The 20,937-nt window shown below is 42.6% G+C and carries 23 protein-coding genes, 3 tRNA genes and 1 other annotated feature (1 of these 27 cut by a window edge); of the genes, 4 read left to right on the top strand and 22 right to left on the bottom strand.

Annotated features, from left to right (window positions below; genetic code table 11):
* The coding region (locus BXO88_RS16700) for an IS3 family transposase (protein ID WP_139355513.1) at nucleotides 1-418 on the top strand (418 nt) is incomplete at its 5' end.
* A gap of 293 nt (nucleotides 419-711) precedes the next feature.
* Here the strand turns inward: BXO88_RS16700 and BXO88_RS05175 are convergent.
* Nucleotides 712-2,889, bottom strand: a complete 2,178-nt coding sequence (locus BXO88_RS05175) for an FAD-binding protein (RefSeq protein ID WP_168171623.1) — start codon at nucleotides 2,887-2,889, stop codon at nucleotides 712-714.
* Between the two features lie 213 nt (nucleotides 2,890-3,102).
* Here BXO88_RS05175 and BXO88_RS05170 point away from each other — a divergent pair, with 213 nt between their 5' ends.
* Nucleotides 3,103-3,990 carry a LysR family transcriptional regulator gene (locus BXO88_RS05170; protein WP_078036678.1) on the top strand — a complete coding sequence of 296 codons (888 nt, stop codon included), beginning with the start codon at nucleotides 3,103-3,105 and terminating at the stop codon, nucleotides 3,988-3,990.
* 41 nt (nucleotides 3,991-4,031) lie between these two features.
* Here the strand turns inward: BXO88_RS05170 and BXO88_RS05165 are convergent, their stop codons facing one another.
* From BXO88_RS05165 to BXO88_RS05140, 6 genes are all read right to left on the bottom strand, one after another.
* On the bottom strand, nucleotides 4,032-4,556 hold the full coding sequence (locus BXO88_RS05165; RefSeq protein ID WP_078036677.1) for a cysteine hydrolase family protein: 525 nt from the start codon (nucleotides 4,554-4,556) through the stop codon (nucleotides 4,032-4,034).
* A 111-nt stretch (nucleotides 4,557-4,667) separates the two neighbouring features.
* Complete coding sequence (locus BXO88_RS05160; RefSeq protein ID WP_078036676.1) at nucleotides 4,668-5,384, bottom strand: RraA family protein; 717 nt, start codon at nucleotides 5,382-5,384, stop codon at nucleotides 4,668-4,670.
* Nucleotides 5,385-5,619: 235 nt separating this feature from the next.
* On the bottom strand, nucleotides 5,620-5,739 hold the full coding sequence (locus BXO88_RS05155; protein WP_330395089.1) for a DUF4869 domain-containing protein: 120 nt from the start codon (nucleotides 5,737-5,739) through the stop codon (nucleotides 5,620-5,622).
* A gap of 253 nt (nucleotides 5,740-5,992) precedes the next feature.
* Complete coding sequence (locus BXO88_RS05150; RefSeq protein WP_139355512.1) at nucleotides 5,993-6,328, bottom strand: hypothetical protein; 336 nt, start codon at nucleotides 6,326-6,328, stop codon at nucleotides 5,993-5,995.
* A gap of 8 nt (nucleotides 6,329-6,336) precedes the next feature.
* On the bottom strand, nucleotides 6,337-6,699 hold the full coding sequence (locus tag BXO88_RS05145) for a hypothetical protein (protein ID WP_078036673.1): 363 nt from the start codon (nucleotides 6,697-6,699) through the stop codon (nucleotides 6,337-6,339).
* The gene (locus BXO88_RS05140) at nucleotides 6,678-7,244 is read right to left on the bottom strand and encodes an HTH domain-containing protein (protein ID WP_078036672.1); all 567 of its coding nucleotides are present in this window, start codon (nucleotides 7,242-7,244) and stop codon (nucleotides 6,678-6,680) included. Before BXO88_RS05140 ends, BXO88_RS05145 begins: the two co-directional genes overlap by 22 nt.
* Nucleotides 7,245-7,564: 320 nt before the next feature.
* Between BXO88_RS05140 and BXO88_RS05135 the strand changes: the two genes are divergently transcribed.
* Together BXO88_RS05135 and BXO88_RS05130 are read left to right on the top strand one after the other, a co-directional pair.
* Entirely contained in the window at nucleotides 7,565-7,807 is a 243-nt protein-coding gene (locus BXO88_RS05135) for a helix-turn-helix domain-containing protein (protein ID WP_078036671.1), read from the top strand.
* A 258-nt stretch (nucleotides 7,808-8,065) separates the two neighbouring features.
* Nucleotides 8,066-8,983, top strand: a complete 918-nt coding sequence (locus tag BXO88_RS05130) for a hypothetical protein (protein ID WP_078036670.1) — start codon at nucleotides 8,066-8,068, stop codon at nucleotides 8,981-8,983.
* A gap of 130 nt (nucleotides 8,984-9,113) precedes the next feature.
* On the opposite strand, the gene BXO88_RS05125 is transcribed toward BXO88_RS05130, so the two are convergent.
* The 15 genes from BXO88_RS05125 to BXO88_RS05060 form a co-directional block, all read right to left on the bottom strand.
* Nucleotides 9,114-9,455, bottom strand: coding sequence for a S41 family peptidase (locus tag BXO88_RS05125; protein WP_242945158.1), 342 nt, complete (start codon nucleotides 9,453-9,455; stop codon nucleotides 9,114-9,116).
* Complete coding sequence (locus BXO88_RS05120) at nucleotides 9,419-10,216, bottom strand: hypothetical protein (RefSeq protein WP_078036668.1); 798 nt, start codon at nucleotides 10,214-10,216, stop codon at nucleotides 9,419-9,421. The genes BXO88_RS05125 and BXO88_RS05120 overlap by 37 nt, the downstream gene beginning before the upstream one ends.
* 177 nt (nucleotides 10,217-10,393) lie before the next feature.
* The gene (gene asnA, locus BXO88_RS05115; protein WP_078036667.1) at nucleotides 10,394-11,401 is read right to left on the bottom strand and encodes an aspartate--ammonia ligase; all 1,008 of its coding nucleotides are present in this window, start codon (nucleotides 11,399-11,401) and stop codon (nucleotides 10,394-10,396) included.
* 150 nt (nucleotides 11,402-11,551) lie between these two features.
* The gene (locus tag BXO88_RS17045; protein WP_330395088.1) at nucleotides 11,552-12,895 is read right to left on the bottom strand and encodes a DUF4186 domain-containing protein; all 1,344 of its coding nucleotides are present in this window, start codon (nucleotides 12,893-12,895) and stop codon (nucleotides 11,552-11,554) included.
* 121 nt (nucleotides 12,896-13,016) lie between these two features.
* On the bottom strand, nucleotides 13,017-13,664 hold the full coding sequence (locus BXO88_RS05105) for an RluA family pseudouridine synthase (protein WP_078036666.1): 648 nt from the start codon (nucleotides 13,662-13,664) through the stop codon (nucleotides 13,017-13,019).
* Nucleotides 13,665-13,691: 27 nt separating this feature from the next.
* Nucleotides 13,692-13,943 carry a hypothetical protein gene (locus tag BXO88_RS16300; protein ID WP_139355511.1) on the bottom strand — a complete coding sequence of 84 codons (252 nt, stop codon included), beginning with the start codon at nucleotides 13,941-13,943 and terminating at the stop codon, nucleotides 13,692-13,694.
* 213 nt (nucleotides 13,944-14,156) lie between these two features.
* On the bottom strand, nucleotides 14,157-15,029 hold the full coding sequence (gene pgeF, locus BXO88_RS05100; protein ID WP_078036665.1) for a peptidoglycan editing factor PgeF: 873 nt from the start codon (nucleotides 15,027-15,029) through the stop codon (nucleotides 14,157-14,159).
* Between the two features lie 70 nt (nucleotides 15,030-15,099).
* Nucleotides 15,100-15,171: transfer RNA gene (locus BXO88_RS05095), tRNA-Glu, on the bottom strand.
* Between the two features lie 24 nt (nucleotides 15,172-15,195).
* A tRNA-Glu gene (locus BXO88_RS05090) sits at nucleotides 15,196-15,267 on the bottom strand.
* Nucleotides 15,268-15,291: 24 nt separating this feature from the next.
* A tRNA-Glu gene (locus BXO88_RS05085) sits at nucleotides 15,292-15,363 on the bottom strand.
* Nucleotides 15,364-15,475: 112 nt separating this feature from the next.
* On the bottom strand, nucleotides 15,476-16,801 hold the full coding sequence (aroA, locus tag BXO88_RS05080) for a 3-phosphoshikimate 1-carboxyvinyltransferase (RefSeq protein ID WP_078036664.1): 1,326 nt from the start codon (nucleotides 16,799-16,801) through the stop codon (nucleotides 15,476-15,478).
* Complete coding sequence (locus BXO88_RS05075; protein ID WP_078036663.1) at nucleotides 16,801-17,439, bottom strand: cytidylate kinase-like family protein; 639 nt, start codon at nucleotides 17,437-17,439, stop codon at nucleotides 16,801-16,803. The genes aroA and BXO88_RS05075 overlap by 1 nt, the downstream gene beginning before the upstream one ends.
* A 260-nt stretch (nucleotides 17,440-17,699) precedes the next feature.
* Entirely contained in the window at nucleotides 17,700-18,515 is an 816-nt protein-coding gene (locus BXO88_RS05070) for an ABC transporter ATP-binding protein (RefSeq protein ID WP_078036662.1), read from the bottom strand.
* Complete coding sequence (locus BXO88_RS05065) at nucleotides 18,508-19,461, bottom strand: ABC transporter permease (RefSeq protein ID WP_078036661.1); 954 nt, start codon at nucleotides 19,459-19,461, stop codon at nucleotides 18,508-18,510. The genes BXO88_RS05070 and BXO88_RS05065 overlap by 8 nt, the downstream gene beginning before the upstream one ends.
* A gap of 197 nt (nucleotides 19,462-19,658) precedes the next feature.
* On the bottom strand, nucleotides 19,659-20,765 hold the full coding sequence (locus tag BXO88_RS05060; protein WP_078036660.1) for an ABC transporter substrate-binding protein: 1,107 nt from the start codon (nucleotides 20,763-20,765) through the stop codon (nucleotides 19,659-19,661).
* 157 nt (nucleotides 20,766-20,922) lie between these two features.
* Nucleotides 20,923-20,937 (bottom strand) — a binding site (T-box leader) (it continues 228 nt past the right edge of the window).

Raw genomic sequence — 20,937 nt, 5'->3', positions numbered from 1 at the left:
ATCATTAGAAGTAGATTTTGTCCTGGAAACAGTAAATACAATGATAGAAAAGCATGGTGTTGCGCTAACAACTGAAACCATAATCCATAGTGACCAAGGCTGTCACTACACAAGCTGCAGCTTCATTCAACTTGTAAAAGACAAAGGGTTACGCCAGTCTATGTCAAGAAGAGGCAATTGTTGGGACAATGCTCCACAGGAAAGCTTTTTCGGAAGGATGAAAGACCACATAAAATCCAAGCTTAAGAACTGCACTACTTTTGAGGAAGTTAAAGCAATAATAGATGATTGGATGGATTATTATAACAACGATAGATATCAGTGGAGATTAGCAAAGCTATCTCCTAATGAATACTATGAATACATAACATCAGGAGTATATCCTTTAAAGGATGTTATACCTTCAAAAAGATATTGAGAAGAAGGTAATTTAATAAAATATAGACATCTGCTAGACTGATTTTTCTCAAATCCCTTCTTCTTACTTTGTCCTTGACAAGGGGTACACTTTAACTGAATTAGCCACAGTAATAAAGCTTTTAAAATCCGGTTCACCGGTTCAGATACTTCTTGATAAAGGATATAATCCCGATATCGTTAAGTCTGCAAATGAACTGCTGGCAGAAATCTTATAATAGAGATACTGTATGTAAGCATCCGAATTTCTGGAAGGATATTGAAATTCGGATGTTTTTTTTTTATATGCTCACATTAAACCTCATTTGCAGCATTTTCTCCTGCAACTTTCCCATAATACATCGCCATGGAGTGGCTCACGCCCTTAAGTCCAATCGGATATTCCATTCCGAATCTTCCGCCCTGCATATTTCCTGCAACATAGAGGCCTTTAATAATGTCCCCACAAACCTTTCGGCCCTGTTCATCTGTGACCTCTGTAAATGTATGGCAATCCTCGTCCGATTCAAGGCCTCCGATACATACAAGCATGATGGCTGTTGTGAACTGGTCGGCATAGAAAGGAGCTTTATCTATAGGCAGAAGACGGCTTGGAGTCTTGTGGAAGTCCTCGTCGTAACCGGCATTTGCAAGTTTATTGTATCTCTTGATTGACTCAAGTGCCTGCTTCTGAGCTTTTTCATCATCAGGATAAACTAAAGCTGCAAGCTCTTCCAATGTATCTGCCTTGAGGCACCGTCCCTCAAGAACTGCTTCCTCAAGCTGGTAAGGACTCTTCCAATTACGATAGGTCTGGTTATTCTTAGGGGCTTCATCGATAGATGCATAATCTTCGTAATAACATGCACCGCCGTGAGCTGCCGGCATGTGAGTCACCTGCTCAGGCCAATTGGCATCAAAGAACTGCCAGCTCTGCATAAGTCTGGTCTGTTCGATCTGATTTTCAAGCTGCTGCCCCGGAATGTCCTCGCACATAAAACGGTTACCATCGACATCCAGATTCAGGAAACCGGCATTACCCATTACACCAACACCGGAGAGATCAGCGCCTCCGCCCATATGGTGAATCATAGGAGCATTGTAACCCATTATCTTTGCACCTGCCCAGGCGCCCATTCTGAGGCCGTCTCCCTGATTTGTCGGAACACCGTTGACATCAAAAGATGTAAAGAGTCTGTTGTTTGCATGTGTTTTCATTACGTCCGGAGCAAAATGATTCATAGCAGCATCATTGGAACCATAGTCTCCTGTGGCAAGGATGACTCCCTTTTTTGCCAGGAGCTTTAAGTACTTACCCTTATCAGCTGAGTCTGGATCATCGTTTAGGGCATAAACACCTACACATTTACCATCTTCCAAGATGAGCTTCTTTCCGAAATGTCCGAAATAAGCCTCAACATGTCCTGTATCGAGAGCCTTGTTCCAGTTCGCTGTAAATGTTGCTGACTGGTTAGGAAGGAACTCCACTGAAGTCGGATAACACGGGAAGCGCTCCTCCTTCCAGTTGTAAACATGCTCCTGACCACTAGCGTCCTTATATGAAGGAAGTGGTCGGAAGATCGGTACCAGAAAATCGTCTGCATTTTCATCATCGATAGGCTGTCTTGTTTCATCGGCGATAAACAGGTGATCATCTGCATCTGTCCACCAGTCAAAGGCTTCACCGATGTTGTCGGCCCATTTCTTGGCGATACTTCTCTTTACACGGTAGGATGACTCATTGACATGTGAATCGATGATCTCGTCAACTTCCTCTCGTGATAATGCTCTCTCTGGCCAGCGGGCATTGAGCTTCGGACTGTTGATGACAGCATACTCTCCGGAACGGCAGTTTGGAGCTGCGGAACCGTCTATTCCGATTACAGTTGAGCCTGCTTCCGAAGCGGATCTTGCTGCAGAAACTCCCGCAACCCCAAGACCAACTATGATGACATCAGCTTCAACCTCTTTATAAATATCACTGTCCTTTATCTCCGGTTCAGCGCCGAGCCAATCCTCCTCGGTCGCAGCTGCTGTAATTCCTTCTTCAGAGGATAATATCTCTCCCTTGGCTTGAGATATGCATTTTGCTGCTGCCTTCTTTACAGCGTTTGATGTTACTGTGGCACCGGAAACTCCGTCAACCTCCGCACTTTGCGCCTCAAGTATAGCCTTTTTAAGAGGCTCCGGTGTTGTTGTACCGATACCATCAGTTTCTCCTGAAGCATCGATAACTACATCTGTTATATTGTTTTCATCAAAGGTCATGGTTACGGTAACATCACTTTCCAGACCTTTTTCGCTGGCAGTATAAGTTCCCGGTATGTATAAGGATCTGTTTGCTTCTGTAGTCTTTGCAGCCTCCGTTGTCCCGACCGGTACAGCGTCGGACCCACAACCTGTGAGGGCTCCAACGAGTGTTCCCGCGGTTAGTGTTACAGCACCTGCTGCTGAGCCCTTTAGAAAATCTCTTCTGGATATAAGTTTAGCCATTTTCGCCTCCTGATAGCTATATCTAAGTAGAATCATAAAATCTAAGGAAACACTGATTTAATCAGCGATTCAATAGGTTCATCACGTAGTATGTGATTTTCTTTCCACTGAAAACATGAATGTATGTGCATTGTCACATATTTATCATTGTCTGTATATTTCAGATGTGTTAATGTGTATTCAATTTTACTTAATATCTAAAGTGAGGCGAATATGTACAGTACACAGATCATCACATTTCTGACAGTGTGTGAAAAAGGCAGTTTTAACAAAGCTGCTGCGGAATTATATATTTCCCCAAGTGCAGTTCTCCAACAGATCAATACTTTGGAAAAAAGGCTTTCGGTACAGCTTATCGTGAGAAACAGAAGCGGTATTGAACTAACTCCTGCCGGAGAATATCTGAAAAATGAAGCAAAGACCTGGGTACACAGTGCTGATGCGATAGTTGAAGAAACAAGAGCCATAGCTGAACGGGAAAAAACCATTTCCATCGGTACATCTCTTATAGAAAAATGTCGTCTTCTTTATGAGCTTTGGATGTTGTACTCTTCTGAAAACGACGATGTTAAGATTAATATGGTGCCTATTGATCCGGAACACCACATCCATACCAAGACGGATCTTATCGAAAGTATTAACAGTGATGTACCATGGATGAAGGAATGGAATTTTATAAAGATATGCGATGTGCAATTCGGGATTGCTGCCTCAGAAAGACATCCTCTTTCAAAAAGAGACCTGCTCTCATGGGCAGATCTCCGCGGTGAAACTGTCACTTGCTTTAGGGATGATAGTTCTCCTGTGCTGCAGGAAATGTTTACACTTATGAAAGAATATGACATTAAGCTTGATATAAAGGATTATCCGAATCATACGATTCTGTGGGGAAGCGGCTTTAGGGATCAGCTGATGCTTGTCCCTATGTGTTGGAATGACATAATTGCCGGCATGAGGATCATTCCATGCACCTGGAACTATACACTGCCTTATGGGATTTTTTACAGAAAACACCCGACACAAACTGTCCGTAGTTTTCTAAATTTCATCAGAAAAACTTATGGGGAAGGCAATAATCAGGGTATTGTGCCTGTATTGTAGGAGGAACGCGTGAGCGCTTTGTGCGAAGCGGTCCGATTTCATCATGATTTCACATAAATCTGGCAGGAACGCATGGTTTCCAGTGCAGCTTCATGTTTTTCGGGAGTCACACCGGCGCAGCATCTGGGATCTACGGAGATTGAAACTTCAGGCATAGAGGCTTTAAGGAGCAAAGCATTGGAAACTACACAAATATCCGTACAGAGACCGATGAGCTCTATCTCGATGCTTTCTTTTTCACTGATTGCCTTGAGAGTATCTGCGAGAATCGTGGAACCGAAGGTTGGCTTGTCGATAAAGGTTGCCCCTTCAACTGCCTGTGCCACGCTTTTATCAAGCTGCCATCCATCCGTTCCTTCCACACAGTGCACAACCGGAAGATTTTTACCTTCCTGAGTATCCATGTAGTCAGGCTGATGGGTGTCGCGGGTAACAAAAACATCCTTAATGTTATAGGATTTGATCTTTTCAACTACAGCCGGAACGATAGCCACAGCCTCCTTTGTGCCGAGGGATCCGTCAACAAAGTCCTTTTGCATGTCCACCACAACAAGTATCTTTCTCATATAGTCCTCCCATGATTCTGATTTTATGTTGAGCTAATTCTAGTGGTTTTTCTGTTTAAAAGCAATGTAAGCATTAATCAGAAAAATATGTGGAATAAGAGAAAATTTCAGTTATTTCCCGAACTGCTCCAGTCTTTCTCTTATCTCAATTACTTCCTTTGGGGCAAGCTCAGGCAGTGCCTCTCCGTTTTTCAGTGCTTCGGCATAGCTTTCTATCAGTGCTACTCTCTTTTCTTCGTATTCAAGCTTTTCTTCTGCCTTTTCAAGCACCACTTCTATATGCTCTCGTGGTATAACACAAACTCCGTCCGCATCTCCCACCACCAGATCTCCGGGCTTGACATCAACACCTGCGCAGTGGATGTCAGTGTTAATGTTTCCTTCGCCTTTTCTCACCGGACCTCGGGGAAGTATCCCCAGTGAATATACAGGAAAATCAAGCTTTTTTGTTTCCTCGGAGTCCCTTGAATAACCATTTACAACTATACCGGAAAGTCCCATGGCCTTGCAGGCTCTTTCAAAAAGATCTCCGATATAGGGCCTGTCTTTATATGCTTTACCGTCTACAACCATAACATAGCCTTCAAGAGATCTTGTATAGGCGGCGATATTGATGGGAAGATTATCTCCCTCTTCGGTTTCCACAGTAAGAGCCGTACCTGCCATAAGTTTGGTTGTTCCGACAGGCTTCATCTCAGCACACATACATCCGTCCATGGGTATGGAAATCTTTGCTTTCTTGACCCCGTCCAGAATCAGGGCAACACTTAATTTCTTTACCCTGTTCAGTATTTCATCAGGTAACAATGGTGCATTTTTATTTATCATGACAAAAGCCTCCTTCAAAGTATGTCTATAACATATCATTTAAAGGAGGCCCTTACAAATAAAACCAATATAATACTAATTATGTTTTTGTCTCTATTTCGCTATTGATACCGTAAATGTGATAGAATTCCTGATAACACTGCTTTATATCAGCGTATTTTCCGGACTTATGTATCCCGTATATCTCATCTACACTATATGGTAGATTTGGGAGACCTTCACGGCTTAAGCTCCCCTATACGAATTTCACTGCATTTCCAATTAGTTCTTTCATTGAGTGGACTATCATTCCGGTATTTGATATCTCAATATCAAAATCACCTTTTCCAAAGTCCATGAGGTGTCTCAAGTTTATAGTTCTGTCTTCAAAAAAAATAAATCAGTAGCTCTCGTCAAAAACTTTTCTTGATAAAAGGTATGATTTGAATATCGCAAAATCAGCAAGTAAGCTGTTGGCGGAGATATCGTAATATGATAAGCGTTCAAACCATATTTCTGATTGAACGCTTTTTAAACTAGAAAATTCAGGGCTACACGCTACAAGCAATGTGTGTAATTATGTAAAAGACACATCATAATATCGCATATGGTTAGCATTGAAAACTCTTTCAGCTAAAGTAATCTTCTGCCCCAACAAGAATATTTTCTGCCACTTCCTTATTAGCTTCGATGCCAATAGATTTAGCTTTATGAATATAACTTAATCCATTTTTTTCAATTCCAGAAATTCTATTTTCGATTTCACATACTTTTATTGGAAATATGATATTGTTATACAAAGAAAGCTCTATACCCTCGAAAATCTCTACTGCCTCAACTAAATTATCTGGAGTATAATATACATGGAACTTTCCATAATTATCTGTGGTATTTTTACTATATTTTGTTTTCTTAAACTCTGTCCACTTTTCTTTAAATAGTCCATGAACATCATCTCTAGGCATACCAATCATTATGGGTCCCACAGAAACAAGTGGAATACAAACATATGTTTTGTTAATTCCTCTGAAGAGATACAAATTCGCCTATTGGCTTCTTTAGAATGCATATGGTATGGGCATCCCAGTTCTATATCGAAGTAATCGGAGTCATGTTCTCTCAAAGTGTGTTCTTCTCTTCCAAATGCTGCTACATGCATTACAGGAACACCACCGATTGATTTTTCCGGAAGGTTAAGTGCACAGGCCACTTCGTTTCCGAAAATAGAGGTTGCTGCCGTGACCGGAGATGGATATATCAGATAATTTTCATCTTTATTGTACAATTCTTCTTTAAGAAGAAAAACAGGGTGCCTTAATCCTTTGATAGATGCCAAGATTTTTTTAATGTCTTCATTTTGTTTATATATCGAATCAGCACGCCAAATATTAACTGTGGTTTTTGACATGAATGACTCTGCGCCTGCGGCAAGGCTTCTGTAGGCATTAGCAACATTCTGAACCATTCTCGGAGATTCAGATATGATATAGGCAGTAAATCTCCATGCACCTGAAGATTCTCCATTTTCAATCCTTTTAGCAGTTTATCAAGGATGGTTTTCATATCTTCCTTGCGAAATGCCCGGCTGTCGAGAAGAATCTTGCATATAGCAAGAACTTCATCATTGGAAAATTTCATTCTGTTGATATGTTCGAAGTGATAGCCCCGGATGGTGTAATCGTAGATAAGGTCATTATGGTCATCGTCACTCACAAACCGGTTATCAAGAAACTGTCGTATATCATCCAGATCACGTTGTATCGTTTTTTCATTTACATCAAATTTCTCTGCAAGCTCTTTTTTCTTTAGTACCTTGTCGTTCAAGAGGTCCGAATAGATGGATAATATTCGTGTGCTTTTATTCTTATCATTTTCATACATATTGATTATCTCTTATCAAAACATTTAAGTGATTCTGTAAGTAGTATACTTATCAGGGTGGTCACAATATGTCCAAGTAAAAATAATTTATATAAATAATTTCTAAAAAACCTTTTCGGTATATAAATATACCGTGTAGATATATATCTCGACTGTTTTCATAAGATTATAAAACTGTATATATTTAGTATTAAATATGGAATCAAAACACACGAAGTTCACTATGACAATATTTTAAGAAAATCCAAAAATATACGCAAGCGCGTATACGCGACTGCGCCAATTTTCATAAAATTTTTATGAAAGGAGTGTGCGGCAGGATGAGTGTTAAGGATGCTGTTGTTACAAGATTTACTCGTTTATGCCAAACACGAGGAATCAAAATCAATGAACTGGCAAATCGTTCCGGTGTAACACCGTCTACGGCTTACAGTATGTTTGATGATTCAAGAAGAGATGTTTCTATTGTAACTATCAAAAAGTTTTGTGACGGGTTAGACATTAGCATAAGAGATTTTTTCGATTCTGAAGAGTTTGATGATCTGGAACAGGAAATAAAATAAGCGTTCAAGTTGAATTCTGACTTGGGTGCTTATTTTTTATTTTATACAAAATCCCATATAGTCTGAATTCAGACTATATGAATTTTTCTTTTTTCTGTTATTATTCATTTTGAAGTCAATAGTTAATAATTCTTATCATATTAAATATTCTTTCAATATCATCTATTTTAAGACTTCTTTCAATCTCGAAACATTCACATAGAGATACCCCCACTTATTGTCTCCTATAGTAATTGATGGTAATATGAAAGTGATCGTATGAAATCACTTATAATTACCATGAAAAGAAAGAAAACCATTATGAGTGAATACGAAAAGACCCAATGGCACCCGCCATTCTGTGCTGCTATGAAGCTTGAGCTTAAAGCCAATAAAAATGATTTAAGCTTTGATTCTGAACGCACCCTTAACACAAAGCCCATACAGATGGATCTGTTGGTCATAAAAAAGAAAAAAGAAGCTAAGATTGAAAATGAGATCGGCAGGCTCTTCCTGCAGCACAATATTTTTGAATACAAGTCACCTGAAGATGAGCTTGGTATAGATGAGTACTTCAAAACAATGGCCTATGCTTGCTTGTATAAAGCTAATGCTGAGAAAGAAGATGTTATAAAGTCAACTGAAATGACCATTTCTCTTGTCAGGGAAGGAATGACCAGAACACTGATTAATTGGTTAAAGATTAATGGTTCTGATGTGTTTGAGAAATCTCCGGGTATATTTTATATTTCCGGAGATAAAATACTTTTTCCAACTCAGATAATCATATCATCAAGACTTAATGCCACGGAACACCGGTGGTTAAAGGCGCTGACCCGCAAGATGGATGAAAATGCAGCTAAATGTTTAGTTACATCTGCTAAAGCCCTGATAGAAAAGGATGACAAGGAAAATGCCGATTCAATTCTGAATCTTGCAATGATAGAAAATGAAGAAATTTTCAATAAATTAAAGGGGGTACCGGAAATGAATGAAGCTCTTATAAAACTCATGAAACCTGAACTTGATGCGGCAAAAGCAAGTGCAAAAAACGAAGGAAAAGCAGAAGCTGCTGCTGAACTGGCTACTGTAATCAGGCTGTTAAAATCCGGATCTCTTGTTCAGACACTTCTTGATAAAGGGTATGATTCTAACATCGTAAAATCCGCCAGTGAAATTCTTGCAGAAATATCTTAACATCATAGAAAGCTATTGCGTGGATGAGTAAAAATCATTTACTTTTAATAAACAAAGTCCCTGCCGTGTCTCCGGCAGGGACTCTGTTTATTAAAAGCATCTGCTTTCGATACTCTACATCAAAATATGATCAATAAATATCGTTTATTATTTCCGTCAATTTTTTTCTGTCGTAGAAATCTGCGATCTTTGCGATGTAGATATCCGGATCTGCTCCCCGGTCTATATCGTAAAATGAACCGTTCTTAAATGTGCTCAGGCGATAGTTGCTTGAGATCTGGAAAACACTTCCTCTTGCAGTTGAAAGAGGCATGATACTGCAGGAGCCCCCTCCGGAGGTTTGACCTAAAACAGTCACAAAAGGTGAAGTTTTGAAGACATTGGGCACAAGGTTGCCGCAGGAAAAGCTGACAGGTGATGTAAGGCAGTAGAGGTTTAATCCTTTATCTGCAAGGGTGTCGTTACTATCAATATTCCGTCTCCGTTTGTGTTGATGGAATATTGATAGGTTGTGGTGGCTCCGGTCAGCATATCCCTCGTATTGGCTTCACCTATTCCGAGGTAGGATGCTATGACATAAGCTGCTGCATCTGAATAACCACCTAAGTTGTTTGATAAATACATAACCACATTTTCCACGGGGCTGTCCTCACGGAGTATACGGTCACATGAATACTGTATAAGTCTTATGGTATCATAAAGCTCCTGTTCCTTTTGCTCTGACAGATAATCGATGTTTTCATCAGGGAAAGTAAAATCGTCGAATGTTATGTAGGCTGTATTTCCTACTTCTTCATAGGGTGGAATGCCATCGGGAAATGCCTTTTCACGTTCACTGCCGAAGGTAAAGATGGTGTCGTCAAACCTTGCTTTCCATGGGCCGCTGGCAGGATAAACTTCACCAAAGGAATATAATTCTGTAGAATAGGATGGAAGCGTAAAACTGCTGTGGAGATCATCAAATCCCAAATTGATCACTTGTGCCAATGCTTCGTCCGTTTTCACAGAGTCTGTCCCCAAAAGCTTTTTCCTGAGACTCATTTCGAAAAAGTAATCATCAAAGCTTTGTATATCATGAATCTCTTTGAGACCGTAGAGATGATCCAGAGCAAAACAGAGTTCATTTATAAGATACTGCAGCAGAAATAACAGAATAGGTATGACATTGTATAATGCCTTTTGACAACTCACATCAAATGATTTTATATGTGAAAAAACTTTGTAAAAATTCAAAAACCTCCGGAATATCTGTGAAGATACCCCGGAGGCTTTTATGTACAGTTTTTCTGATACAAGTAAAGTGAATTTATTCTGAAATTCAATATGCTGTAATAAGATGAATTTGCTGAGAAATTCGATATCCTGTAATGAGTTAATTATATTCGGTAAATCAATATCCTGTAATTCGAATTACAGTAAGATGATATCGTGCTCTTTGCACTCGTCGATCATATCCTGAGGCCAGATACTTGCCTGAACCTCACCGATATGTGCACGGTCAAGAAGAAGCATACAGAGACGTGACTGTCCGATACCGCCACCGATGGTGTATGGAAGCTCCTTGTTGAGAAGCATCTTGTGATATGGAAGCTCTGCTCTCTCCTCGCAGCCTGACTTCTTGAGCTGCTCTGCAAGAGAATCCTCATCTACACGGATACCCATGGAGCTTACCTCGAGGGCACAGTTAAGAGTTGGATACCAGAAAAGGATATCACCGTTCAGCTGCCAGTCATCGTAGTCCGGTGCTCTTCCGTCATGTGGCTCACCATTTGAAAGCTTGTCACCGATTCTGCTGATGAATACGCATCCATGCTCCTTGGTGATGGCGTTCTCACGCTCTTTAGGAGTCTTGTCCGGATACATCTTGAGAAGTTCTTCTGAATCGATAAAGTATATATCATCAGGAAGCTTGTTTACAGCCTGAGGATACTTATACCATACCTCGTGCTCCATATGCTTGATGATACGGAAGATCATGCGAACTGTTCCCTCAAGGGTGTTGGTATTTCGGTCCTCTTTGTTGATGACCATTTCCCAGTCCCACTGATCAACGTAGCAGCTGTGAAGATTGTCCAGCTCCTCGTCACGACGGATAGCGTTCATGTTTGTGTAAAGCCCCTCGCCCGGCTTGAAACCGTAACGCTTAAGAGCCATACGCTTCCACTTTGCGAGTGAATGAACTACCTCGACTGTCTCATCTGGCCACCATGGTACATCAAAACTTACCGGACGCTCATATCCATTGAGATTATCATTGAGACCACTGCTCTTTGGTACGAAAAGTGGTGCGGAAATACGGCTTAAATTCATCTCTCGGCCGAATTCCTTCTGGAATGTATCGCGAATATACTTGATGGCTTCCTGTGTTTCACGGACAGAAAGTCTTGGATCATAGTCCTTTGGAATAATAAGTCCCATAGTATGCCTCCTGTGATTATTTAAATTTTTTCAAGTTTTAATAATATCAATATAAAAAGCGCATAGCAAGCACTAATAAATAAAATATAAGTGTCAAAAGTCTTCCTCCACTTGTGCCTGCACAAAGGTGGAGGGTAGACTTAATGACACTTACTTCATATCCTTCTCTATCCATTTCATGATGACGTCCACAACGTAATTCTGCTCACTCTGTGACAGTTCCCGGTGTTCCGGTATATGGTGCCATTTCTTCAGACATCCTCTACAACAGCAGGCTGTTGCATGTTGAGCTATGAAAACCGGATGTCCCTTCATAGGTGTCTGCTTTCCGTCATTGGCAGGCTCTGCCGGGGCGAGTCTCTGGGCTATAAAATCGGAAGCATGCTTTCTGATGGTTTCTTCACCGTGGGATATGAAATAGTCTCTTTCAAGTTTGTGAAGATGGAAACCGGAACGGAATTTGCTTCTTGCAAGATGTGAGAACAGCTCGTCCATACCCTGCACTTTAAAGTTTTGGGACAATGTTTCTGCATCATCATCGATCTCTCCGCATTCAGAAAGATCCCTCTTTTCAATTCCCAAGAGTCCTTTTTCTGTATATTCTGAAGAATCCTTTTCTACAGTTACTTCATAGTTGATGCCCGGTATAGACAGAGTTTCTTCATCTGAGTCATCAGACTGAAACTCTTTTTCATCCTCATCTTCTATCTCGATATCATAGTTTATGTGAGGGATCCTTAATTCTGTACCGGATAAATCGTCAACAGAGGAATGCTCCTCTGTTGATTCCAAACAAATGGATGAGCCTGCGTTTTCCTCAACGGCACCAATAAGAAAAGGATTCTGTGTGATGGATCCGGAATTATCTTCGGAATCTGCATCTTCAAGGAAAGGATTGAAAGAATCCGATGCATTCAGTGAACGAAAGCCCAATGCTCGTAAGTCATCAGAAGCAGTTCCTCTGTAAGAGGATTGCGTGGACTTTGAATTCCGGACAGATCTGTTTGCAGAATCGTAATCAACGGTACCTGAAAAATGAAATCCCATCTGACGGAGATCATCTGAAGCTGTATCTGTACCTTGTACCGGAGGATTCATGGCTCTCGACAGGGGAAAGTAATTCATTTCGGATTTTCTCGCCTGTGACTCCTGAAACTTTTTATCTATGTGGAAGTCACGGCCTCTCATCCTGAAGTTTGCGCCTGTACCGGTGAAGTAAAATGGGATATCCAGTTTGATGCACTGTCGGCGAAGATCCTGTATCCATGAAAAATCCAGAACTGAGCCGGATTCATCACTGTCACCGCAGCAGCTAAGATATGAGATCTTGCCGCTTTTGAGATCAGGATTGAGAGTGATCTGTCCGCGAAGAGGATCAGCAAGAAGAGCAACTGAATGATCTTCTTCTGTATCAGAAATCATCTGAAGCTGATGATCGGCTTCCTCCTGAGTGCTGAATTTTAATGTTTTTGAAGCCTGTAATCGGATTTCCATCGGATATCCTCCGTCAAAATTTTTTGTAATAGGCCATTTTCATAGTAAATATGGTCCATAAAAATGATGCCAAATCAATGTATAGAACAAAAGTATCGATCAAAAGCATTAATCTAAAACCTTATTTAAAAGCATCAAATAGATTCCATGGTGCCTCGTCCTCCGGTAAAGCTTCAAAAGACACTTTGGACTTTGCCGCAGAATCATAAAAGCCCAGACTGTTGCAGAAAAGACAGAGGCTTTTTGTCTTGATTCTGGAACCGTATTTTCCGTCTCCTAAAAGCGGCATCTTTCTCGAAGCGAACTGGCAGCGTATCTGGTGGAAACGTCCGGTGTGGAGTTTTACTTCAACCAGAGAAATCAAAGAATCCTCGTATTCGATGGTCTCCAGAACTTTGTAGGAAAGGTCAGCTTCTTTTACACCCTTTCGCATACGCTTAACAGGAAAAGATTTCTGCTTCATTTTATCCTTATAAAGAAGATCGTGAAAGCTTCCTTCCATTGTCTCTGGTTTTCCGGCAACAACTGCAAGATAAGTTTTCTCCACGGTCTCATCCTGTATCTGCTTTGTGAGATCTGCCGCAGCTGATTTGTTCTGTCCGTATACCAGCAGTCCTGAGGCTGTTTTATCCAGTCTGTGTACACAGAAATAGTCTTTGGCATCTTTTTCAGACTGAGAGGCGAGGAGCCCGGGAACATCCTTTTCAGAATCCTCTCCTGGCGCCTTGCAGATCACTATATAGTTTTCTGTTTCATTTATAATTCTCATATTTATTTATCAGTGCATGAAAGAATATCAGTTTGAAGTTTCAGCTTCTTTGTCTGTTGCATCGCATTTCTGAACAGTTTCTTCCTGAGAGCATCCCTTTGCACCCTTTAACTTTGAGTCATTACAGTAATGAGACATACGACAGGATGAGCATCTTGAGCGGATGATAGTCTCCTGCTCTTCCGGAGTCAGCTTGTCCATGCGTACTCCGTTCTTGAAGATGAAAACAGTACCTGCGGCTAAAAATATTAAAATGCAAATTGCGATTGGTAAATTCATAGGTTTAAAACTCCTTATAAACAGCTCGGAAATCTTCCGTAGTGAAGATTTTGTTATGTGAACTGGGTTGACGTGATCAGTTCACCAAATCAGATTGTAACATAGATTTAGTTTCGGCACATGCCTGTTTCAGGATGTTAGTACGGAAAAGAATGTGTACTTCATTTATTATGAGCAGCACCAACAACACATTCATGCATAATGTAAATCTTTTCATTTAAGCATGATAAATGCGCCGTTGTTTCCTCTTTGACCATTGGTGAAGCGGTGGCTGAAAAGCAGGTCCGGATTACAGTTTGTACATATGTCTGTCATGCTAATGTTTTTCGCCGCCACTCCTGCTTCTTCCAAAACGATTCTGTTTGCATTCCAAAGATCCAGATGGAACTTGTGCTCGCCCTGTTCATTTAATCCGTCATCAGTTAAGATCTCTGATTCATGCCCCGGAAAGACCTTTTTAAACTCCTCGGCGACATCCTCTGAAACCTCATAACAATTTCTGCAGATGCTTGGACCTATAGCACATATTAGATTCTTAGGATCAGTTCCGTAGCTTTCAGCCATCTTTTCTATGGTGACCTTACCCATGCGGCTAACTGTTCCACGCCACCCAGAGTGGCTCGCTCCGATAGCCTTGTGGACTGGGTCGACAAAAAGCAAAGGAATGCAGTCTGCCGCAAATACAGTAAGGACCAGGCCCGGAACATTGGTTATCAGACCGTCAACGTCAGTATAGTCTCTTTCCTTTGTGAGACCCTTTCCGGCATCCTCTTCTGTTACGACTCTGACATTTACAGTATGAGTCTGATGTGAAAGCACCAGACGGTCATCAGATACACCGAATAGAACCGCATATCTATGGAAGTTCTCATATGCATCCTTTGGGTCATCCCCTCTTGTGAAGCTAAGGTTCATGCTTGACCATATTCCCTTGCTGACACCTCCGATACGGGTAGAGAAGGCATGAGTCGCTATTCCTGCTTTTTCTATAGCCGGAAACTGAAGATACTGAAGCTGGCTTCCGTCTTCATTTGTATGATACTTGATTTCTAATCTGCCGGCATCGCCGGAGCGTTTTATTTTCATTAAATTTACCTTTCTAAGGAAATTCCACTATATACAAAAATAGCTTCAGGTCAAACGACCTGAAGCTTAGTGACGGATCCGGGAATCGAACCCGGGATTCAGCCGTGAGAGGGCTGCGTCTTAACCGCTTGACCAATCCGCCATAAAACAATATGAAGTTTTCAAGTGACGGATCCGGGAATCGAACCCGGGATTCAGCCGTGAGAGGGCTGCGTCTTAACCGCTTGACCAATCCGCCATAAAACAATATGAAGTTTTCAAGTGACGGATCCGGGAATCGAACCCGGGATTCAGCCGTGAGAGGGCTGCGTCTTAACCGCTTGACCAATCCGCCATTTGTGTGTCGCTTGTGGCGACTCACATAATTTATCAGAGACATGCTTATATGTCAACAACTTTTTAATATTACTTTTGGTTATTTAAAAGCGGGTTATTTATAACCCGCTTTACAGACTTGCAAGGTCCTCATAGAATCCCGGATAGGAAATACTGATGCAGTCAGCGTCGAGAAGCTTCACTTCGGTACTCTCCGAGCCTGCGAGAGCCAGGACCGCGAAGGTCATGGCTATACGGTGATCCTTATGGGTATCGATCTCACCTGACTGAACCTTGAGCCCTCTGCCCTGTCCTTTTATGACCATGCCGTCCTCTGTCTCCAAAGCCTCGATGCCGAGAGTCTTAAGTCCATCAACCATAACGGCTATTCGGTTTGATTCCTTGACCTTCAGTTCAGCCGCATCCTTTATTACTGTATCGCCCTCTGCGCCCGCTGCAACAGCAGCGATAACAGGAAGCTCGTCTATAAGCTGAGGAATAAGTGCTCCGCCGATCTCGGTTCCGTGAAGACCTTCGGTGAATCTCACCCGGATATCCGCCACATCCTCAGAGCCTGACATCCTTCTGTTTTCGAGAGTTATATCCGCTCCCATGCTTCTGTATGCTGTGAGAATTCCTGCACGTGTTTCGTTAATGCCTACATTTTGCACTACTATATCAGATCCCGGAACCAGAAGTGCTGCGGAAATGAAGTATGCCGCAGATGAGATGTCTCCCGGAACCTCCAGAGTCTCCTTCGGAGCTGAAAGCTTATCACAGTGGGAAACAGTGATCTCCGCTCTTCCGTCAGGAAGAATGCGGGTGGAGATATCAGCACCGAGAGCCTTCAGCATACGTTCACTGTGATCTCGTGACAATGCAGGCTCCACCACAGTGGTGTCACCCTCCGCGTAGAGTCCTGCGAAAAGTATGGCTGACTTGACCTGAGCGCTGGCAACAGGTGATACGTAACGGATCCCGTGAAGCTTTTGTCCGTGGATCAATAAAGGTGCACAGTCATTGCCTCTGATAGAGCTTATCTCCGCGCCCATCTCTGATAAAGGTTTCATGATGCGCTTCATGGGACGTTTCTGAATGCTCTCATCTCCAGTCAGTTCTGAATCAAAATCCTGAGCTGAGAGTATACCGGAGAGAAGTCTCGTGGTGGTTCCTGAATTACCACAGTCGAGGATCTCTGAAGGCTTCTGAAGTCCTCTGATGCCCTTTCCGTGTATAGTGACCTCTGTCTCATCCTCACTCAGTTCGATGTCTATCCCCATCTTTCTGAAGCATGAAATAGTGGAGAGACAATCGGCTCCGTTCAGGAAGCCGGTCACATGAGTCGTTCCCTCGCTGAGTGCTCCCAGCATAACGGAACGGTGGGAAATGCTCTTGTCCCCGGGAACCTTTACGGTACCCTTCAAAGGACGCAGTACACCTTTTAAAGTTTTATCCATCAGTCAATGAATCCCTTCATACGAATATAGTCTTTCATGAGAATCTCCATCTCGTCGTAGCTGATACGGCTTGCGTTGATCATGAGATCGTAACGGTCAGGTGACATCCAGTCCTCACCAGTATAGTACTTGTGGTACTCTTTGCGCTCCTTATTGATCTTCTGAATGCGCTTGATGGCCTCATCTCTGGAAATCCGGTCATAATCCATGGCACGCTTTATCTTGGTCTCAGTATCAGCGTAAACAAAGAAGTCAACGTGATCCTCGATCTTCGCCTGGGAAAGAACATAATTTCCGCAGCGGCCTGCTATGATGCAGGACTCATTCTTTGCGATCTCACGGATGACCTCTGCCTGGAATCTGAAAAGATTGTCAGGAGAAACGATGTTCTCATCGAGCTTAGGGCTGCTGATATCCGGTTTCAGATTGTTGATGATCTTATAAAGAATGTTGTTGCCCGCTTTTTCATCAGCTAAACGGAAATACTGCTCGCCTATGGCTGCACGCTCTGAAGTAAGCTTCAGGATGTCGTTGTCATAAAAGTGAATGCCTAAATCCTCTGCAAGACGTTTGCCTACCACACGTCCTCCGGAGCCATACTGTCTGTCAATGGTGATGACAAAATGCTTTTTAATCATATCCGCCTCCCGATTTTGCGCATTAGTATAAGGTATAAGTCATACGCATTGCTGCGCAATACTACGATAATCACTAATCCGCACTATGCGATACTTATATGTTAATTATACAAAAACAGGAGCCCCATTACAACAAAACGGGGCTCCTGCAGCAAGGCATATTATTTATTGTTTTAATAACTGACAAACATATGATGTGTATGTCAATGACTACACATGAACGAATCATGCTGCTGTGGTGCCGGCGGCAAATCCGGGTTTTAAACACCTTCTTTTGTAGAAAGCAGGATTCTGTCGTTGTTAAGTGCCTTTCCTGCATTCTCCTCGAATTTATCCAGAAGATCCTTGATAGTCATGTGGGAGCGTTCCTCGCCCTTTACATCGAAAACGATATTTCCGTTGTTCATCATGAGAGTGCGGTTTCCCAGCTCCAGAGCCTGATTCATGTTGTGTGTTACCATGAGGCAGCTTATGTGGTTCTCTTCAATTATCTTCTTTGTGAGATCCAGTACCTTTGCGGCTGTAGACGGATCAAGAGCTGCGGTATGCTCATCGAGAAGCAGGAGCTTCGGAGTTACCATCGTAGCCATGAGAAGTGTAAGTGCCTGACGCTGTCCTCCTGAAAGAAGTCCTACAGGGTGATTCATTCTGTCTTCAAGGCCCATATCAAGAAGAGAAAGATGTTCTCTGAATTTATCTCTTTCACTTTTAGAAACATGGCTGAACAGTCCTCTCTTGTGCTCGCTGGCACGGAGATATGCAACAGACAGGTTCTCCTCTATGGTCATGTGAGGCGCAGTTCCCATGAGAGGGTCCTGAAAGAGACGTCCGATGTAGCGGCTGCGGGTATGCTCCGGAGTGAATGTGATATCCTCTCCGTCCAGCTCTATAAAACCGGAGTCAGTGTAGAAGGAACCGGCTATAGCATTGAACATGGTGGACTTTCCGGCGCCGTTGGAACCGATGATGGTGGCGAAATCTCCGTCCTGAAGCTCGAGATTAAGATCTGTAAGAGCCTTTTTCTCGTTGACTGTTCCTGTATTGAAGGTTTTGAAAACGTGTTCTATCTTAAGCATTGGCCTTATCTCCTCTCATGCTTTTTCTTTCCTGCATGGCTGTTATTTGCTTATGCTTGAAGGCAATGATCTGCTTTGCTCTCGGTGCCGCGATGGCGATTGCGACGATAACTGCAGAAACCAGTTTAAATGCCTCTGTCGGAACATTGAGACGGAGGGCGATGGAAATGATGAAACGGTAGAGACATGAACCCACTACCATTCCTATGATTCTAAAGATCATTCTGCCCTTTCCGAGGAGTGTCTCACCGATGACAAGTGAAGCAAGAGCGATGGTGACCATACCGGTTCCTAGGTTTATATCACAGGTCTTGTTGTACTGACCGATGAGGCAGCCTGCGAGACCGGTGAGAGCATTGGAAAAGCAAAGACCTACTGTGATGGTGAAGATCGGGTTAATGGATGAAGCGCGTACCATGGCAGGACTGTCTCCTGTAGCACGGATGGAAAGACCGAGAGTTGTTCCCAGGAACCATTTGATGAGGAGGCATACTGAAGCTACTATCACAGCAAGAAGTATGAGGTTGCACCAGTCCTTCCAGAAGCCTGATGAATTCAGATCCTTGAAAATAGAAAAGATGGTATCTGTGCCGAATATGGAGACATTGGAACTGAAACCCATGACTGCGAGATTCACAGTATATAGTCCTGTGTTCACTATGATTCCTGCGAGAATGCTTTGCACTCCGAATTTTGTCTGAAGAAGTGCTGTCACGTAACCGGAACAGATGCCTGCCAGCATAGCGGCAGGGATGGCAAGGAAAGGATGCCCTGCTATGGTCACGATGGCGCCCACTGCACATCCCAGTGTGTAGCAGCCGTCTGTGGAAAGATCACAGATGTTCAGGATAGAGTAGCTGATAAAAAGAGAAAGAGCTACAAGTGAATAGATGAGTCCGACCTCAAGTGCGGTGCGGATTATGCCTGCTGTTAAAAAGCCAGTCAATGGTGTTTCCTCCTAAAACTTACTGATACCAACAAAAGGCTTCCCGATGTGTTATCCGGGAAGCTATTTTGTCATTTGAAAAGACATGATCAGATAAAACGATTCAAGTCTATATTATTCTATTTCAGAATCTGATGATTTTAAAGTACTCTTCGACAGTTAACTAAGTGGACTGTCGAAGGTTAAGCCCATATGTATTACTTTGAGAACTCCTGCTCTGTCTTTGTCTCAACTATCTGAGTGCAGAGAGAACCGATTGAATTCTTTACATCATCGATCTTGAGTCCCAGGGCTTCACAGGTCTCTGTGTTAACTGTTGCTATACCGTTGTCGAAAGTCTGAACAGGGAATGTAGCTGTTGGTCTTCCGTCAACAAGGATCTCAGCTACCATGTCAGCAGTTGCTGTTCCGAGATTTGCATAATCAACGCCGTAACCCATGAATGCACCGTTAAGTGCGAAGCTGTCGGCACCTGCGTAGTGAGGGATCTTTGCATCCAGGAACTTCTCATAGATTCCGAGCTCTGCCTGCTGGATGGTGTTATCTGTCGGTGTGAATACAGCGTCAACGCCTTCAGCCACAAGTGCGTCTGCGGCAGCCTGAACTTCGTCAGTCTTTGTTCCTGTCTTCTCGATATACTTGATACCCTTCTCGTCGAGGTACTTCTTTGCGTCTGCTATAGGCTGCTTTGAAGAATCCTCTGAGTTTGAGTAAAGGAGACCTACATAGTCAGTGTCAGGATTTACTGCAAGCATGAGATCCATGATGGCGTTTGTGTTAAGTGCGTCAGATGTTCCGGTAATGTTTGCGCCCGGCTCTTCCATGGAAGAAACGAGGTTGGCTGATACTGGATCTGATACTGCTGAAAATACTACAGGGATTCCTTTATCTTCCACTGCTGCCTGAACTACCTGTGCTGCAGGTGTTGCGATAGGGATGATCACGTCGACTTCGTCTGAAATGAGCTCACTGGAAATCTGATTCAGTACACTGGCATCGCCCTGACCGTTGAAGGTGTAATCTGCATAATTGAATGTAACTCCCATGCTGTCTGAAAGTCTGTCGAGCTCAGAAGCAACATTGTCCTTTATCTGATTGAGTGATGGATGATCCATGAAAAGAACGATACCAACCTTATACTCTTTGTTCTCGGTTGCTGTTGTTTCAGCAGCTGCCTTTGTGGTCTCAGCAGCCGCCTTTGATGTAGCCTCAGGTGTGGATGACTCAGGTGTGGATGATCCGCATGCTGCAAGAGATGCTGCCATAAGAGTTGCCATTGATACTGCGATTAACTGTTTCTTCATTTTGTTTTCCTCCAATTTTGTTACGTCAATTTGTGATGATTCGTTTTACTGGAGCCATGTGATACTGTTAGAAGTTAGTATATGTATAAGTCCTGCGGATTTGCCGCCTGACACTGGACTTATACACTAAAAAAACCTCATACAGAGATTACTCTCCGTATGAGGCGAATGT

This window comes from Oribacterium sp. C9, from assembly GCF_002007235.1.
Taxonomy (GTDB): Bacteria; Bacillota; Clostridia; order Lachnospirales; family Lachnospiraceae; genus Oribacterium.
This window is presented reverse-complemented; position numbering and strand designations above follow the sequence as displayed.